At 59.5% G+C, this 15846-nt stretch carries 13 protein-coding genes; 6 read left to right on the top strand and 7 right to left on the bottom strand.

The window, feature by feature from the left end:
- Nucleotides 1-23: 23 nt before the first annotated feature.
- Nucleotides 24-710, top strand: coding sequence for a GNAT family N-acetyltransferase (locus CKW35_RS03680; protein ID WP_016487502.1), 687 nt, complete (start codon nucleotides 24-26; stop codon nucleotides 708-710).
- Nucleotides 711-934: 224 nt separating this feature from the next.
- Here CKW35_RS03680 and CKW35_RS03675 read toward each other — a convergent pair whose 3' ends face one another.
- The 5 genes from CKW35_RS03675 to CKW35_RS03655 form a co-directional block, all read right to left on the bottom strand.
- On the bottom strand, nucleotides 935-1690 hold the full coding sequence (locus CKW35_RS03675; RefSeq protein WP_016487503.1) for an ABC transporter permease: 756 nt from the start codon (nucleotides 1688-1690) through the stop codon (nucleotides 935-937).
- Nucleotides 1690-2895: an ABC transporter substrate-binding protein gene (locus tag CKW35_RS03670; protein WP_016487504.1), complete on the bottom strand. Its 1206-nt coding sequence runs from the start codon at nucleotides 2893-2895 to the stop codon at nucleotides 1690-1692. Before CKW35_RS03670 ends, CKW35_RS03675 begins: the two co-directional genes overlap by 1 nt.
- Nucleotides 2882-3703, bottom strand: a complete 822-nt coding sequence (locus CKW35_RS03665) for an ABC transporter ATP-binding protein (protein WP_016487505.1) — start codon at nucleotides 3701-3703, stop codon at nucleotides 2882-2884. Before CKW35_RS03665 ends, CKW35_RS03670 begins: the two co-directional genes overlap by 14 nt.
- A complete protein-coding gene (locus CKW35_RS03660) occupies nucleotides 3700-4764 on the bottom strand; it encodes an acyl-CoA dehydrogenase family protein (protein WP_016487506.1) in 1065 nt (354 codons plus the stop codon). The genes CKW35_RS03665 and CKW35_RS03660 overlap by 4 nt, the downstream gene beginning before the upstream one ends.
- Before the next feature lie 99 nt (nucleotides 4765-4863).
- Complete coding sequence (locus CKW35_RS03655) at nucleotides 4864-5424, bottom strand: carboxymuconolactone decarboxylase family protein (RefSeq protein WP_024717863.1); 561 nt, start codon at nucleotides 5422-5424, stop codon at nucleotides 4864-4866.
- Nucleotides 5425-5526: 102 nt separating this feature from the next.
- Here CKW35_RS03655 and CKW35_RS03650 point away from each other — a divergent pair, with 102 nt between their 5' ends.
- The 3 genes from CKW35_RS03650 (at nucleotide 5527) to CKW35_RS27725 (ending at nucleotide 9949) form a co-directional block, all read left to right on the top strand.
- Nucleotides 5527-6438 (top strand): AraC family transcriptional regulator, encoded by a 912-nt coding sequence (locus CKW35_RS03650; protein ID WP_016487508.1) that lies wholly within the window; start codon nucleotides 5527-5529, stop codon nucleotides 6436-6438.
- Nucleotides 6439-7088: 650 nt separating this feature from the next.
- A complete protein-coding gene (locus CKW35_RS03645) occupies nucleotides 7089-8807 on the top strand; it encodes a hypothetical protein (RefSeq protein WP_095115123.1) in 1719 nt (572 codons plus the stop codon).
- A gap of 158 nt (nucleotides 8808-8965) precedes the next feature.
- Nucleotides 8966-9949 carry a hypothetical protein gene (locus tag CKW35_RS27725; RefSeq protein WP_143499743.1) on the top strand — a complete coding sequence of 328 codons (984 nt, stop codon included), beginning with the start codon at nucleotides 8966-8968 and terminating at the stop codon, nucleotides 9947-9949.
- Nucleotides 9950-10104: 155 nt separating this feature from the next.
- On the opposite strand, the gene CKW35_RS03640 is transcribed toward CKW35_RS27725, so the two are convergent.
- Nucleotides 10105-10644 (bottom strand): Rrf2 family transcriptional regulator, encoded by a 540-nt coding sequence (locus tag CKW35_RS03640; RefSeq protein ID WP_016487511.1) that lies wholly within the window; start codon nucleotides 10642-10644, stop codon nucleotides 10105-10107.
- Nucleotides 10645-10750: 106 nt separating this feature from the next.
- Nucleotides 10751-12130 carry an NAD(P)-binding domain-containing protein gene (locus CKW35_RS03635; RefSeq protein ID WP_016487512.1) on the bottom strand — a complete coding sequence of 460 codons (1380 nt, stop codon included), beginning with the start codon at nucleotides 12128-12130 and terminating at the stop codon, nucleotides 10751-10753.
- 545 nt (nucleotides 12131-12675) lie between these two features.
- Here CKW35_RS03635 and CKW35_RS03630 point away from each other — a divergent pair.
- Entirely contained in the window at nucleotides 12676-13875 is a 1200-nt protein-coding gene (locus tag CKW35_RS03630; protein WP_016487513.1) for an NAD(P)/FAD-dependent oxidoreductase, read from the top strand.
- A 230-nt stretch (nucleotides 13876-14105) separates the two neighbouring features.
- A complete protein-coding gene (locus tag CKW35_RS03625; protein WP_095115121.1) occupies nucleotides 14106-15731 on the top strand; it encodes a methyl-accepting chemotaxis protein in 1626 nt (541 codons plus the stop codon).
- Nucleotides 15732-15846: the final 115 nt, after the last annotated feature.

Here is a 15846-nt window from a genome sequence, read left to right as displayed (position 1 = left end):
ACCCGCCGGAGCCCACCCCCAAGATGTTCATCCTGAGCCGCCTCGACAGCGTGCCGCCCGAATCCTTCCAGAACCAGATCCGCGAGCTGGTGATCCACCATGTCGGCGAACTGAGCAGTGTCGCCATCACCGCCGACAACCCGCTGTACCCGCTGTACCAGTACGGCGTAGGCATGGAGGTGCACCAATACCTGCAAGCGCTGGATGGCACCCGCGGCCTTGCCGTGGCGCTGACCCTTGCCCTGGATGCCGAGGCGCCGGACCAGCTGCTGGGCTTTGCCCTGTCGTTGCCGGCCGAGGACGATGAACAGGCGTGTTCATTGGCATTTCTTGCCGTGCGCCCCAGCCATCGCCGCCAGGGCATCGCCCGTGCCCTGCTGAGCGACCTGCAGGCACGTCATGCCTGTGTGGAACTGAATGCCTTTGCCAGCCAGGTGCCGTGGTTCGAGACGATGGGCATGCAAGTGGTGGCCGCCAATGGGCCGCAGGTGCTGATGAGCAGTACCGGCCAGGCCAGTGGTGCGCTGATCGGGCGCCTGGACATTGCGCCGATTTATCAGGCAGCTGAAGTGTTGCAGATTCATACCTACCTGCTTAATCAGCAGGGAGAGGATGCAATGATCGAAGCGGAGCAGATGCGCGATGAGCGGCTGGATGAACTGGCCGCCCAGGCGCTGGAGTGCGTACACCAGCGCAAGACCGTGCATTGACCCAAGGGCCGATTGGCGGGTAAACCTGCCGTTTTGGAAAAACCGCTGATTTACTGAATCAGCAGTGTCTCTGTGGGAGCGGGCTTGCCCCGCGAACACCGGCAAAGCCGGTGCCATGCACCGTGCGGTCCCCTTCGCGGGACAAGCCCGCTCCCACAATGACCGGTGTTCTCTGCCGGACAGCGCAGCCCAAGGGGCTGAGCAATCCCCCACAATGACACCCGTCAGCCATGCACCCAGCGCCGATGCAACCCACGCGCCAAGGCATCCAGCACGAACCCCAGCACGCCAATCAGCAGCACCATCGCCATCAGTTCTGAGTACGCCAGCCGGTCGCGGGTATCGAGAATGAAGTAGCCAAGCCCCGCACTCACGCCCAGCATTTCGCACGGCACCAGCACAATCCAAAGAATGCCGATGGCCAGGCGCACGCCGGTCAGCACGTGGCCGATCACCCCCGGCACGATCACCTTGCACAAGGTTTCCCAGCGCGTGGCGCTCAGGCTGCGGCTCAGTTGCAGCCAGCGTGGGTCCAGTTGCCGCACCCCTGCCGCCGTGTTCAGCAAGATCGGCCACAAGGCGGCAAACGCCAGCAGGAAGTAGATCGGCTGGTCACCCACGCCCATCAGCATCACCACCACCGGCATCCACGACAAGGGCGAGATCATGCGCAGAAACTGAAACGCCGGCGTGGTCGCCGCTTCCAGGTGCCGATAGCTGCCCACCAGCAAGCCCAACGGCACGCCAATCAGTAGCGCCAGCAGCAGCCCGACCAGAATACGTTTGAGGCTGACCCAGATGTGCCCGTAAACCTCACCCTGCCCCAACAGCTCGACCAGGCTGGCCAACGTTGCCGCCGGCGAAAAGCGCGCCGACAGCCCTTCGGCCTGGCCAAACACGGCAACACCGGCCCACCACAGCAGCATCAAAGCCAGCAACCCAGCCAGCCCAAGGCTGGCGTGTACGACATGCGTGCGCATCAGACGGCGAACTCCTCGCTACGCTCGAAGTTGTCGGCAATACCGAACACCGACGGGCCACCAACCGCAGCAATGGCATTACGCACGAAACGATCGTCGACCAGGTCGCGGGCGGTCTGCACCGGGTCCAGCCCGGCAAGGAACGCGTTGTCGCCCTCGATCAGGGTGGTTTTCAGGCGCTTGACCAGCTCTTCGGTGTAACTGGGGAACGGGTATGGCTGGAAGTCGATGCGCTTTTCGTCCCACTGCTGGTGGCGAATGGCGCCACTGGCAACGTAGCCGGCACGGTCCTCGGCGGCCGGCGCCAGCACTTTGGCCAGCACCGCGGGCTCGTGCGGGGTGTACTTGTTGGGGCCGGCCTTGGACAGCAACGCAGCGGCTTCGGCGCGGTGGTCGCGGGTCCAGTGCTGGGCCTTGACGATGGCATTGACCACCTTCTGCGACCACTCCGGGCGGTTGTTCAGGTCATGCTCATGCATGAACACCACGCAGCAGGCGTGGTTGCGCCATACATCGCCGGTAAAGCGCTGCACACGGCCAACCTTGAGGTTCTCGGCCAGGGCGTTGAACGGCTCGGCGACGATGTAGCCGGCAATGCGCTTGCTGGCCAGTGCTGGCGGCATGTCGGATGGCGGCAGCACCAGCAGGTTGACCTCGGTGGCGGCCAGCTGCGCATTGGCCGGCTTCGACACCGGCGTCAGGCCGTTGTCGTTGAGCATCTGTTGCAGCACCACATTGTGGATCGAGTACCAGAACGGGATGGCCACGGTCTTGCCACCGAGCTGTTTCATGTCGCTTATGTCGGGCGCCACGGTCAGGCCTGAGCCGCCCACATGGTTCCAGGCCACTACCTTGGCTGGCACCTTGCTGCCGTAGCGCGCCCATACAGTCATCGGCGACAGCAGGTGGATGACGTTGACCTGACCAGAGATGAACGCCTCGATCACCTGTGCCCAGCTGCGCAGCAGCACCGGGCGCTCGGCCTTGATGCCTTCGGCCTCGAACAGGCCGTTGTTATGGGCCACCAGCAACGGCGTGGCGTCGGTGATCGGCAGGTAACCGATGCGCACCGGCGCATCCGGCTCGGCAGCCGCGCGCGCCTGCAAGCTCGACAGCAACGGCAGCGCACCGGCGGCGGTGAGCATGGCCCCAAGCTTTAGAAAATCACGACGCGAAGAAGTGGAACAGCAGTCATCCATGCACATGGACAGCCTCCGAGGGCAACGGGGTTGGGGTAGGTTCGCCTGTGCGGCTTGCCCGCCGAAGGGTTTTGAGGATTTCGATGCGCAACGCGCCCAGTTCTTCGACCCGTTGGGCGCGCGGTTGCGGCAGGTCGATGTGCCACTGGCCGAGGATGTGCGCTGGGTGGTTGCCCAGTAGCAGGACCCGGTCGGACAGCAGCAGGGCTTCGTCTATATCGTGGGTGATCAGTACCGCCGCAGTGTTGTGGGTGGCGATCAGTTGCAGCAGCAGTTGCTGCATGTCGGCGCGGGTCACTTCATCCAGGGCGCCGAACGGCTCGTCCAGCAGCAGCACCTCGGGCTGGCGGGCCAGGCAGCGGGCCAGTGCGGTGCGCTGGGCCATGCCACCGGACAACTGCGCCGGGTACTGGCCACGGGCGTGGGCCAGGCCCACGGCGGCAATCGCATGGTCGATGCGCGCGCGCCGCTCGTCAGCGGCCAGCTTGGGCTGGCGGGCAAAGTCCAGGCCGAAGGCGACGTTCTTTTCCAGGTTCAGCCAGGGCAGCAGGCTCGGGTCCTGAAAGGCCACCGCCAGGCGCGGGTGCGGCCCTTGCAGGGGCTGGCCGTGCAGGCTCACGCTGCCGCCCCCGGGTTGTTGCAGGCCGGCCAGCACCCGCAGCAGGCTGGATTTACCGACACCACTGGGGCCAAGAATGCTCACCACTTCGCCCGGCGCCAACTGCAAGTCGAACTGCGCCAGCACCTGCTGCCAGCCACCCTCCCGCGGGTAGCCCAGGCTGATGCCGCGGGCTTCGAGCAACACTTCACTCATGCCGCGCCCGCCTGGCGTTGCAGTTCGGCGCGCAATTGCACCAGGCTCGGCGTCACGATCGGCACGAATGCCGACTCGCGCCAGCGGCGGGCGAAGCCTTCTCCATACTCGCTGAGGTAGGCCTTGCCGCCGCTGGCCTGCAACTCTAGCTGGACTGCATCGGCGGCACATTCAGCCAAGGTGATGCGCAGCTTGAACAAGGCCGCCGGCTGTTGCTGGAAGCGGCCTTCGAGCAGGCCCTGCTTGAGCTCGCTGACGGTGTTTTCCAGGCGCTCGCTGAGCACCTGCCGGGCTTCGTCGAGGAACGAGGCGCGACCGTGCAGGTGCGCCTGAACCTCTTCCAGCGCCCGTCGCGCCAGGCCGATGGCCATGCCGCACTGCAGCGCCAGGAATGCCGGGCGTACCCGTGGCAGGAACTCGCGCGCATTCTCGTGCAGCAGCCAGTCACGCGCCAACGGCACCTGGTGGAAGGCCAGTGCCGCCGTGTTGCTCGACTGCAGGCCCATCAGTTGCAAGTCGTCGGAGCGTTCCAGGCCCTGGGCGTCAGAAGGAATGGCCAGTACGAACGGCGCGCCGCCGGCTTCATCTTCGATGGCCGCCGCCACCACGAAGCCGCTTTTGCGCAGGTTGGTCACCCAGTGCAGGCGCCCTTCCAAGTGCCAGCCATCGGCTGCCGGCCGGCCACGCACCTGCAACGCTTCAATGCCGGAAAGGAACTTCATGGCGTTGGACAGCCCGGTGGCGCCGGCCAGCTCGCCTGTCAGCAAGCGCGGCAGCAGGCGCTCGCGCAGGGGCTGGTTGGGGCTGTGCAACAGGTATTCGATAAAGGCACGCTGGCCCCAGCAGACGAAGGCTGCGGCCAACGAGCGGCTGGCGATAGCGGCAATCGCCTCGACCGCGTTGGTCACCTGCCCGCCCGTGCCGCCCAGCGCCGGGTCGACACCCACGCGCAGCAGCTGAGATTCGGCGATCTGCGCCAGCACCTGCTGCGGTTCGCACAGGCCCCGGTCGATGGCCTCGGCATTGGCATCCAGCCAGTGTCGAAATGCACAATCTTGCATGGTCTTGCTCCTTTTTGAACGCCAGGGCCGCTTTGCGGCCCATTCGCGGCACAAGGCCGCTCCTACAACGACCGCGTCAGGTCCGCGCTCACACGTGGGCTATGCAGAAGGCTGCCAGCGGTACTTGCCAAGCTCTTCGTTGAGCGGCGTCTGGGCGAAAACATTAGCAAAGTTGCAGAGGGTTGCGAGACTTACCCCCAAAATCACTTCCAGCGCGTTGCCTTCGCTGAAGCCAGCTTCACGGAAGGCCTGATAGGTGGCTTCGCCGACGTTGCCGCGAGTGTCGATCACTTCACGGGCGAAGGCGGCCAGGGTTTCGTAACGGGCATCGGGCAGTTCGCCGCGGGCACGCAGGGCATCGACTACTTCCTGCGGCAGCTTGGCCTTGTTCAGCGCCACGGCGGTGTGGCCGGCCACACAGAAGTCGCAGCCATGCCGGGTGGCGGCAATCAGCTGCACCACTTCACGCTCGGCCAGGCTCAGCTCGGACTTGCCATTGAGTGCCGAAACGGTCACGTAGGTTTCCAGCGCCGCCGGGGCGTTGGCCAGCACGCCCAGCAGGTTGGGGATGAAGCCCGAATTCTTCTGGGCATTCTCGAGAAACGGCCGGGCCGCTTCCGGAGCACTCTGCAGCGTGTGTAAAGTAATACGCGAGGACATGGAGTGGTCTCCTTTGATGGGTGTCACTACAGTCTGTTGGTTATAAGAATTACCCTCCATATTCATCAGTCGCCTTTCCTTGTTCCTGAGTCTTTGTATTAGATGATTTCGTCCAGCCACCTTGTCGATTGGTTATTAGAGGGCCTGGAGCTCGATGCCAGCCTGTTTCATGTCGGCCGCTACTGCGGTGGCTGGCACGCCAGCACCCAGGGCATGGGCCGCGCCAGCTTCCACTTGGTGGTGCAGGGACATTGCTGGCTGCACATCGACGGCCAGCCGCAGCCGGTGCGCCTGGAAAAGGGAGATGCCGTGTTCCTGTTGCGCGACCTTGCCTATCGATTGTCCAGCGATCAGGACCCGGTCGACGCCTGTGCCCAACCGCGCCAGGCCATGCAGGCGCTGGATAGCGAAGCCAGCGACGGCGTCGGGCTGGTTTGTGGCTTCTTCCATTTCCAGTCCGGCCTGTCTTCACTGATTGTCGAAGGCTTGGCCGACTGGATCCTGCTGCGCGCCGAAGACCCCGCCGGCAGTGCGGCGCGGGCGCTGTTCGAGCTCATTCTGGAAGAATGCCGGCGGGCCGCTGGCCCGTCGCAGACGTTGCTGGAGCGCCTGACCCACCTGTTGTTCCTGTACGTGCTGCGCCAGCAGGTCATTGCCGGGCAGTCACTGGGCGGCCTGGTCGCCCTCGCCCGCCAGCCAGCGTTTGCCGGGCTGCTGGCACAGCTGATCGAAGCGCCGGGCCAGGCCTGGACGCTGGAGCGCATGGCAGCCTGCACCGGGCTTTCGCGTTCGGCTTTCTTCAAGCGTTTCAGTGAGCTGGCCGGGCAGTCACCTGGGCAGGTGCTCCTGGCATTGCGCATGCGCCTTGCCTGCCAGCTGTTGCAGGCGGGCAATACCGTCGAACAGGTGGGCGCGCAGGTGGGGTACCAATCGGTGGCGGCGTTTACCCGGGCCTTTGCCAAGGCGGTGGGCCAGCAGCCGGGGGCTTATCGGCGGCGACATGAGGGCCGCTAGGCTCTGCCTGAAAAGGGGGGTGCATTCACCGCCTAGAGCGAGCAGCGTTTGGAAGGCAGGCAGGTTGGGTTGTCGGGATAAGGACACCCTCCGCCATGCTGAGGCGTAACTGCTACGCCCTACCTTGCCCGCCATAGAGAAGAAATCAAAACAACACCCGTTGACATTCAAACGGCAGTAATTGGATTTGCGGGATTTAATACAGAACTCGGCAGTATGGGCGCATGCTTCTATTGGTTTGAGGTGTGTCTGGACAGCCGTGGCCGCAAGCTAGAGCGTTGCTGAGGCTTCACAAGCCAAAATACCCGAGGGACGACGAGTGGTTTACTGAGAGTTGAATTGCCCCTATGACCTGACATTTTTACCAGTTTCAATAGGATTAGTGTGCCTGCATAATCAAGCCTGAAGACCTCAGAAAAAATCCACGCTGGAAGATAGAACAACGTCCATCAACACGGGCGCTGGTCGCCCGGTCAAAAGCAGGACAAACGAACCAAGCGCAAAGCGGTATTAACGGAAGATCGTCATACATGAGCAATGGCTTACGCAGTATAAGTCTCGCCGATGGCCCGCCTGCATAATTCCGGCGCAGCCCCGTTATGGATACGGCCGTCAGCTACCAGGATAAATGCATAATCTGAGGATACCCCATGGAACTTTATCAGCAGTTTGACCCTTCCCATAGTGGGAATGAAAGCCTTAACTTGAGCGATTTCGCAAAAGATAGCCATGTGAGGCTATGGATAAAAGCTGAAAACACTATCAACCCTGTCTTGGAACAGGGCACCATCAAAGAGATAAATTGGAAGACAGGAAAAATAAAAATATTTAACGACACCAACAAAAAAACCAAATCAATAGACCTGAAAAAAACGCACAGCTTTAATGGAAAGTCATTTCATTTTGATGACTTCGTAAAAAACGATTTGGAAGAACTATTTATAGCCTCTGCACCATCCATCTTAAGTACGCACATCTCTCTACCCAATGAACCAATGGCAAAAATCTCAGTCCTAAATGTTGGCATATCGCCTGACAAAAATCTCATCGTGACTGGAAATAAAAAGTTTATCGACAAATTCAACACACTCTGCAAAACCCTCAACGACCTCAAAGTTATAGTTGACACGACATCAACGACGGACGACGCGTTGCACACGCTCATATGCGAGCATGCACAGCTTGACCCTGAAACAGAAATGATTTTACAAAGCGTCATCATGCATTCGGATGACTTACCGCTAGAAGGCAACGATGAGGCCGCAGAACCGAATGAGGGCACCGTCGAACAGGAAAAAGTCGACATCATCGAAGAGGAGGCTGAGGATACTGAGGAGGAAATAAGCGCCGGCGAGACACTTCCATATGGATGCAGCAAGCCATACGCGATTGACATTCATATTTATCACCCATTGAAAAACCGCGAAATAAACAGACGACACATAACCCTTAAAGGAAACGCCCCAGCAAATACACTTATTTGGCTATGCCATAACGGTTGGAAGAGAGAAGCGATATATTTCTCTGCTTTAACCACCTCGGACAGCGAGGGTAAGTGGAAAGCATCCTTAACTGTGGAAAATGGTGATCACAAAATCGCCGCGAAATACAACAAGGGCAAATCCAATGTCTGCACATGGGGCCACGACTTCAAAGTCGTTAGCTTGTGGCTCAAATATTACCCAAAACAAGATAGCGAAGCAGGTTTCCGTATTGCCGAATATCGATACAGCGCTTTCGAGCCGCCTAAAAACGATGAAGGTGTTTGGGTTGAGGTCAGAGGACATATCCCATTGCACCTGAGAAACAATCTTTACTATCACCCATTAGCGGACACCCTGACAACTTCACGTCTAAATGGCACTTTGACAGTCAGCCGATACAAGCGACAAGCAAAGCCTGAGATACCCCTTCACGCTGTCTATACAGAAGCTGATTTTCAAAAAATCAACGACAAAATAAACACCGTTTGTCAAATGAATTTTATTGGCACCTTGTACAGTTCATTCAATTGGGCGAAAGCCGCTTATGTAGCCGCCGAAGCTTTAAAAAACCCTGTGGGAGTATTTGCAACGGTCATTACCCTGCCTTTCACCTCCAACAGGGAAAGTGTTACCATCGCCTATAACATCGGTTCCTCCATCGGCTTTATCTTACAAACCCTGCTTATGCGAGTTCCTGTTGTGGGCCCGGTAGTTGCAGGATTAACCATGGCTGGCGCTGTGATTCAGGAAGTTATCAAAGTAACTGATTCAGGCACCATCACACACGACAACCTTGTTGACATTAGCAGTCTCATGAAGGGCTTTGGAGATCTGGCCAACCTTGCAACACCTAAATATGGAAATCTAATTAATGAAAAAAATTAATAGAAAATACAACCATCGACAGCAGGGGATCTCGCGACTTCATCATAACATCCAAACCATTAACTCCACTGTACGGTAATTTTTCACATGAAGCCAGAATTGTTGCAGACGATTTGGAGCTCAGAGGCATTACCTATCAAGGCGGTTATTATAGAAACTTGACCACCAACAAAGACTATATCTATGTCGATGGCAGATGGGTAAGGATTAATGGTTTCAGGAAAAATGGCTCACCCATCCCGGCAGATAAAAACGGCACATCCGTGACCAACTTGCCGACCGATATTGTAAAAGACAGTAATGGAAACTGGACCGTACTTAAATTAAGGGGAGGCGTAGGCGAAAAGACCATTCCTCTTTATCAAAACATCCGTTCTGGGTACAACCCCGAGCCACAGTTATCCTACGACCCTAATTATGTGGGCCAAGGCGCCATCCGACTTAAACTCCCTATAACTTTTGAAGAGGCCGATAATAGTGCCTTGCCGATCGCTATCGGTGCTGATGCAAGACTCCCGTCAGATCCGAGGTGGATGGGAAATGACCGAGAGCCAGGTATTTTATTGTTTGAAACGCGACGTTTTATGGTTGATTCCCCAAGGAGCAATACGTTACACGATTTTATTAATGTCACACCCACGAGCACTGAACGAGCCAGTGACAACAACAAACTCATTTCAGCGTACTGGGTGCCTCAGAACAAGTATTATGACATTCCGATTCACCCCACAGGCACGGAGCCAACCACTCTATTCACAGATAATTTCAGCGGCTGCAGTTTTGTTGTGGACCAGATAAATGACACGCAGTATCGTGTTTATCACGTCTTCAGTAAAAAAGAAAACGAACAGTACAATTTACTGAAAGAACACGGGAAAGGGCAGGTCGCGTACATACCACATACAGAATACAGCTTCTTGCACCGGCCAACAGCTGATAGCTTGCATCCCTCGCAGGACGCATGTGGCTTTATATCCATGCGATATAAAAAATACCCAAACGAAGCCCAAGGCAATTGGGTTATTACTGTCAGAAGTCAAAGCTTGCCCGTGCAAATTACGGCATCAGGTTATCACGGACAATTTAACGGCGCTCCGCCACGGCTTAATATGCATACTCCGATAACCGTCAGACCCATTTAGCGATAATGAGACGTATGACCAGCAATGATGCATACAGCGTTTTTTTTGCGCCAGCAGCGCAAGAGCCTGTGTAACTTTCGCCACATTGGCGGCGGTGCCCTGGACGTGATAAGCCATCACCGGCCTCGACACCGGCGCCAATGTGGGAATCAAAATCAAAGCTGATCCACTGCAATATCCCCAGCCCCTTTACTCTCTCGCCGCTCGGCCATCCAGGCATCGACCTGCTGCCCGAACTCGGCCGGGGCCTTGCGCCCGAAGCGCATTGCCAATGCCAGAACAGTTTGCTGCGCCAACGCCTCTTCCATGCGCTTCTGCGCCCCCAGCATCACGGCATGAATCGCACAGGTGCCTTCCGTCGCCCAAGCGGGCGGCGAGCCCTCGAACAGCGTGCAGCGTTCGCGGATCTCGCGGCAATCGAAAATCTTCTTCGGCCCGTCGATGGCGTTGACGATATCCAGCACGGTGATCTCAGCCGCCGGCCGCGCCAGGCGGAAGCCACCGCGCACGCCTTCGGTGGCGGCCACCAACCCGGCACGTGCCAGCTTGGTGAAAACCTTGGCCAGGTATTCCTGCGGTACGCCCTGCAACTCGGCCAGGTCGCGCACGCTGGAATCACGGCTCTCACCGCCCTCGCCTACCAGAAACAGCAGGCAATGGATGCCGTATTCGACGCCAGCACTGTAAAGGGACATATCAATCTCCGACCAGCTTTGTCGCAAATGATACGCGGGGAGTGCCAGCACGGCAAAACACTTCCCCGCTTGCCGCGCATCCTGATCACAAGGTCAGGCTCGGCGGCTACCTGCGCAGCACCTTCACCTCTGCTTGCTTGCCGTCCGTTTCGCGCAGGTACTCCTGCATCGAGTCGTCCATGGCCTGCATCCAGCGGGTATGGTGAGGCACTGCTTTGGTGCCGGTGATCACCGAGCGGTAGGATTTGTCACGGTAGCCCATGATGTCGTGCTTCTTGTCGGTCTTCCATTGCAGGAAGATGCGGTTCACCGCATCGATGTCGAAGCGCGGGTAATCCGTCTGCTCGATCAGGTGCTTGATGTATCGGCCCTGGAATTCATACATCGAAGCAGTAGTTGCCAGCCGCCCCTCATCCTCGCGCCAGCGCGCACTGTCAGCCTGCATGACCGCCTTGGCCGGCAGCTTGATGCGCCCCAGCATGTAGTCACGAGCAAACCACGCCTGTGCATCGAACAGGTTGAAGCTGTACCACAGGTCCTGCATGCCCAGGTAAAGCAGTTGCGGGTTTTGCTCCCACACCACGCCTTGGTACAAGCCGGCAGGCCACAGGCGGTTGTTGGTCTTGAGGGTGAGTTCATCGGGCAGGAACGGGAAGTGATGCTGGTAGCCCGTGCACAGGATGATCGCATCTACGCGCTTGTTCGAGCCATCGGCGAAGAACGCCAGGTCGTTTTCGACGCGGACCAGTTGCGGGCGCTCTTCCCAGCCCTTGGGCCATTTGTAGCCCATCGGCTGGGTACGGTAGGCCGTGGTGATCGAGCGCGCACCGTACTTGTAGCACTGCGAGCCGATGTCTTCGGCCGAGTAGCTGCTGCCGACAATGAGCAGGTCCTGGCCGTGGAATTCCGTGGCTTCGCGAAAGTCGTGAGCGTGCAGGATACGCCCGGTGAAACGTTCGAAGCCTTCGAACTCCGGCACGTGCGGGGTAGAAAAGTGCCCGCTGGCCACCACCACATAATCGAACACCTGCTCGATGCCAAGCCCCGCGCCGTAGTCGTGGGCGCTGACGGTGAACTCGCGGGTGCTTTCATCGAAGCTGACATGCTTGACCACCGTGTTGAAGCGGATGTAGTCGCGCACCCCAGCCTTGTTTACGCGGCCCTGAATGTAGTCCCACAGCACCTCGCGCGGCGGGTACGAGGAAATCGGCCGGCCAAAATGCTCATCAAAGCTGTAATCGGCGAACTCCAGGCATTCCTTGGGGCCGTTGGACCACAGGTAGCGGTACATGCTGCCGTGCACCGGCTCGCCATGCTGGTCGAGGCCAGTGCGCCAGGTGTAGTTCCACATACCGCCCCAATCGGCCTGTTTTTCGAAGCACACGATTTCGGGCATGGGCGCGCCCTGGGCATGGGCGGATTGGAAGGCACGCAGTTGCGCAAGGCCGGACGGGCCGGCACCGATGATAGCGACACGAAGAGTCATAGTGATTCCTGAACAGTTGAACGCTGAAAAAATGCAAAGGCTCCCCAACCCCAAACGGCAAAAGACCGGGGGTGGTGAAATTCAGGCGCTACGGTGCAGGTGGGGGGACGGGGCGTTTGCGCATCTGGGTCAGCAGAATGTTGACCGGCGGAATCGACAACACGTGGTACAGATTCGAAAGCGGAGAGAGGGTCATGGGGGCGGGCCCGTATCCATCTGCGCAAGGCGCGAAATGGGGGCCTGAAGGGCGGAAGATACGTGTGATCTCGTGCATGGGGGGCTGAAATGGCCTCTTTTCTTTATGGTTTCTTTTTTATCTATAACGGATGGGGGTGGGGATAGCAAGGTTTGCGGCCCCGCCCCCGGCAGCCAAGACAGCACGAAGTACGGCCTTTGCGTACGTTCGTCCTCGGGCTCGCCTCATCGCAACGATGAAAAAAACTTGCAGAGACAAACTACGACCAATAGAGTCGTAGTTATTCGAGCGGCACCTATTGTGCGATCGAAGCCACCGTTTTCATCCCCGACCTTTGCGGAGCACCTGCATGAAATCCAACATCCTGATCATCGGTGCCGGCTTTGCCGGCGTGTGGAGCGCCCTGAGCGCCGCCCGGCTCCTCGACCAGGCCCAGCGCGAAGACCTGAGCATCAGCGTGCTCGCGCCGCAAGCGGAACTGCACATTCGCCCGCGCTTCTACGAGGCCAACGCACACACGTTGAAGGCCCCCGTGGGTGAGTTGTTCACTGCGGTGGGCGTGCATTTCATCACCGGTAACGCCCAAGCCATCGACGCCGATGCGCGCACCGTGAGCTACATCGACAGCCAAGGCCAGCGCCACCAGATCAGCTACGACCGCCTCATCCTCGCCGCTGGCAGTCAGGTAGCGCGCCCAGCAGTCCCGGGGCTGGCCGAGTACACCTTCGACATCGACAAGATGGAGTCGGCCGTACGCCTTGAGCAGCATCTGACGGGCCTGGCTGCCCTGCCCCCTTCACCTGCCCGCAATACCGTGGTGGTCTGCGGTGGTGGTTTCACCGGCATCGAAACGGCCACCGAAATGCCCGCCCGGCTGCGCGCCATCCTCGCAGGCGCCGATGTGCAGGTGCTGCTGGTTGACCGTGGCGCCAGCATCGGCGCGGCATTGGGTGCAGGCATCAAGCCGTCGATTGTTGCCGCCTCGCAGGTTGCCGGCGTCCAGTGGCTGACTGGCACCTCGGTGGTGGCTGTCGATGCCGGTGGCGTCACCCTGGACAACGGCGAGTACATCGCCAGCAACACCGTGATCTGGACCGTCGGTGTCAAGGCCAGCCCGCTGACCGCTCAGGTTGCCGGCGAGCGTGACAACTTCGGCAGGCTCAAGGTCGACGGGCACCTCAAGGTCATTGGCCAGGACCACATCTATGCGACCGGCGATACTGCCTGGGCTGCTGTGGACGAAGCTGGCAACCACGCCCTGATGACCTGCCAGCACGCCATCCCGATGGGTCGCCACAGTGGCAACAACGCCATGGCCGACCTGCTGGGGCTGGCACCTGTGGTGTACCGCCAGCCCAAGTACGTCACCTGCCTCGACCTGGGTGAGTGGGGGGCGGCGTACAGCGAAGGCTGGGAACGAGAATTGAAACTGCAGGGCCAGGAAGGCAAGCACCTCAAGCGCCAGATCAACTCGGTGTGGATCTACCCGCCGGCAGCTGACCGCACCTTGGCGTTGGCAGCTGCCGACCCGATGATTGCCATCGTTTGATGCGAGAAAACCTGACAAAACCGTCAAAAAACGTCGGTTTTGTCAATTATTTCGTTACATTGAATGACTGTTCAACAATGATGGCCATATGGCATCATTCGAAGAAAAATCATGCAAGAGGGTGAGAAAAATCTACTAACCCGCAGTGCATCAAGAGCCTGGCGCCACCTCGGTGTCCTGGCTTTGCAGCCAGCTCCTGACGCCTGCACGCCACCGTCAAGGAGCATTCCATGCAGTTAAGGAATTTGAAAATCGGCATTCGCGCTGCCAGCGTGTTTGCCCTGCTGGGCGTCCTGGTCCTGATCATGGGCCTTATCGCACTTTACGAAACCCGCCAGATGGACACGGCCACCGACGAGATCCGGGTCACCTGGATACCCGCTGTGGTAGCGCTGGGTGACATCAGCAGCAACCTCGGGCGCGCCCGCGCCGTTACCCTGCGGGCCGCGCTGGACGATAACCCCGGCGAGCGCACACGTAACCTGCAGATGCTCGAAGCCATCAATGCCGAGCTCAAAGGTGGCCTGAAGAACTACGCCGACACCATCATCGCGGCCGACGACCGTGCCCTTTTCAACACCTTCAACGACGGGTATCACCAGTACCTCGAACGGCAGCTGAAAGTGCTGCAGGACATTGCTGCAGGCCGCATGGACGAGGCAAAGCAGCAGATCAGCGGCCCGCTCACCCAACGAGCCGACAGCATGATGAAGGCCTTGACGGCGCTGATCGACTACAACAGCAAGGGTGCCGAAGATGCCTCGCAGCGCAGCAGCGATGTAGCGGACGAAGCATTTAACGCCATCATCTTCTCGTTGCTTGTGATCATGCTTGCCCTGGCCGCGATGGCTACCGTGCTGACTCGCAGCATCGTGGTGCCTCTGGCCGATGCAGTGGCCGTGGCCGAACGTGTGGCCACGGGCGACCTCACCCAGGAAATCCGCGTCACCGGCCGCGACGAGCCCGCCTTGCTGCTGCGCGCCCTGAGCCGCATGCAAGGCAGCCTGCGCGACACCATCCGCAAGATCGCCGCCTCGTCCGACCAGTTGGCCTCAGCCTCGGAAGAACTCCACACCGTCACCGAAGACACCAGCCGCGGCTTGCATCAGCAAAGCGCCGAAATCGACCAGGCCGCCACGGCTGTCAACCAGATGACCGCAGCAGTCGAGGAAGTGGCGAACAATGCGGTCAGCACTGCGGACGCCTCCAAAGGCGCCGACCAGACCACCCGCGATGGCCGTGACCGGGTCAACCAGGCACTGGCGTCCATCCAGCACCTGGTGGCCGACGTGACCGGCACCTCGGCCGAGATCGAACAGCTGGCCAATAATGCCAATGAGATCAGCCGTGTGCTGGATGTGATCGGCGCGATTGCCGGGCAGACCAACCTGCTGGCACTGAACGCCGCTATCGAAGCAGCCCGCGCCGGCGAGGCAGGCCGTGGCTTTGCCGTGGTGGCCGACGAAGTCCGCGCCCTCGCCCACCGCACCCAGCAGTCGACCGCAGAGATCGAGCAGATGATTGCCGGCATCCAGAACGGTACCGAGCGGGCCGTGACGGCGATGCACAGCAGCCAGGGGCGTGCGACGGGCACGCTGGAAGTGGCCCAGGGCGCCGGTCAGGCGCTGGAGGTGATTGCCGAGGCGATTGCGTCGATCAACCAGCGTAACCTGGTGATTGCCAGTGCTTCAGAGGAGCAGGCGCAGGTGGCGCGCGAAGTGGACCGCAATTTGGTGAACATTCGTGATTTGGCGATGCAGACCTCAGCGGGGGCCAACCAGACCAGCGCGGCGGCACAGGACTTGTCGCGGTTGGCGGTGGACCTGAATGCCATGGTGGCGCAGTTCAAGGTTTGATCGGATATAGCCGGGGCTGCTTTGCAGCCCATTCGCGGGGCAAGCCCGCTCCCACAGGTTCACTCCATTGCTTTGGTTGAATCTGTGGGAGCGGGCTTGCCCCGCGAATGGGCCG

It is taken from the genome of Pseudomonas sp. Irchel 3F3 (genome assembly GCF_900187545.1).
Taxonomy (GTDB): Bacteria; Pseudomonadota; Gammaproteobacteria; order Pseudomonadales; family Pseudomonadaceae; genus Aquipseudomonas; species Aquipseudomonas fortuita.
The sequence above is the reverse complement of the archived record's forward strand: the minus strand, read 5'-3'. Positions and strand labels throughout refer to the sequence as shown.

Excerpts from the sequence above, each read along its gene's own strand:
- CKW35_RS03675 (WP_016487503.1), bottom strand. The coding sequence starts at position 1,690 with ATGCGCACGCATGTCGTACACGCCAGCCTTGGGCTGGCTGGGTTGCTG.
- CKW35_RS03650 (WP_016487508.1), top strand. The coding sequence starts at position 5,527 with ATGATTTCGTCCAGCCACCTTGTCGATTGGTTATTAGAGGGCCTGGAG.
- CKW35_RS03645 (WP_095115123.1), top strand. The coding sequence starts at position 7,089 with ATGGAACTTTATCAGCAGTTTGACCCTTCCCATAGTGGGAATGAAAGC.
- CKW35_RS03630 (WP_016487513.1), top strand. The coding sequence starts at position 12,676 with ATGAAATCCAACATCCTGATCATCGGTGCCGGCTTTGCCGGCGTGTGG.
- CKW35_RS03660 (WP_016487506.1), bottom strand. The coding sequence starts at position 4,764 with ATGCAAGATTGTGCATTTCGACACTGGCTGGATGCCAATGCCGAGGCC.
- CKW35_RS03635 (WP_016487512.1), bottom strand. The coding sequence starts at position 12,130 with ATGACTCTTCGTGTCGCTATCATCGGTGCCGGCCCGTCCGGCCTTGCG.
- CKW35_RS03665 (WP_016487505.1), bottom strand. The coding sequence starts at position 3,703 with ATGAGTGAAGTGTTGCTCGAAGCCCGCGGCATCAGCCTGGGCTACCCG.
- CKW35_RS03640 (WP_016487511.1), bottom strand. The coding sequence starts at position 10,644 with ATGTCCCTTTACAGTGCTGGCGTCGAATACGGCATCCATTGCCTGCTG.
- CKW35_RS03625 (WP_095115121.1), top strand. The coding sequence starts at position 14,106 with ATGCAGTTAAGGAATTTGAAAATCGGCATTCGCGCTGCCAGCGTGTTT.
- CKW35_RS03655 (WP_024717863.1), bottom strand. The coding sequence starts at position 5,424 with ATGTCCTCGCGTATTACTTTACACACGCTGCAGAGTGCTCCGGAAGCG.
- CKW35_RS03680 (WP_016487502.1), top strand. The coding sequence starts at position 24 with ATGTTCATCCTGAGCCGCCTCGACAGCGTGCCGCCCGAATCCTTCCAG.
- CKW35_RS03670 (WP_016487504.1), bottom strand. The coding sequence starts at position 2,895 with ATGTGCATGGATGACTGCTGTTCCACTTCTTCGCGTCGTGATTTTCTA.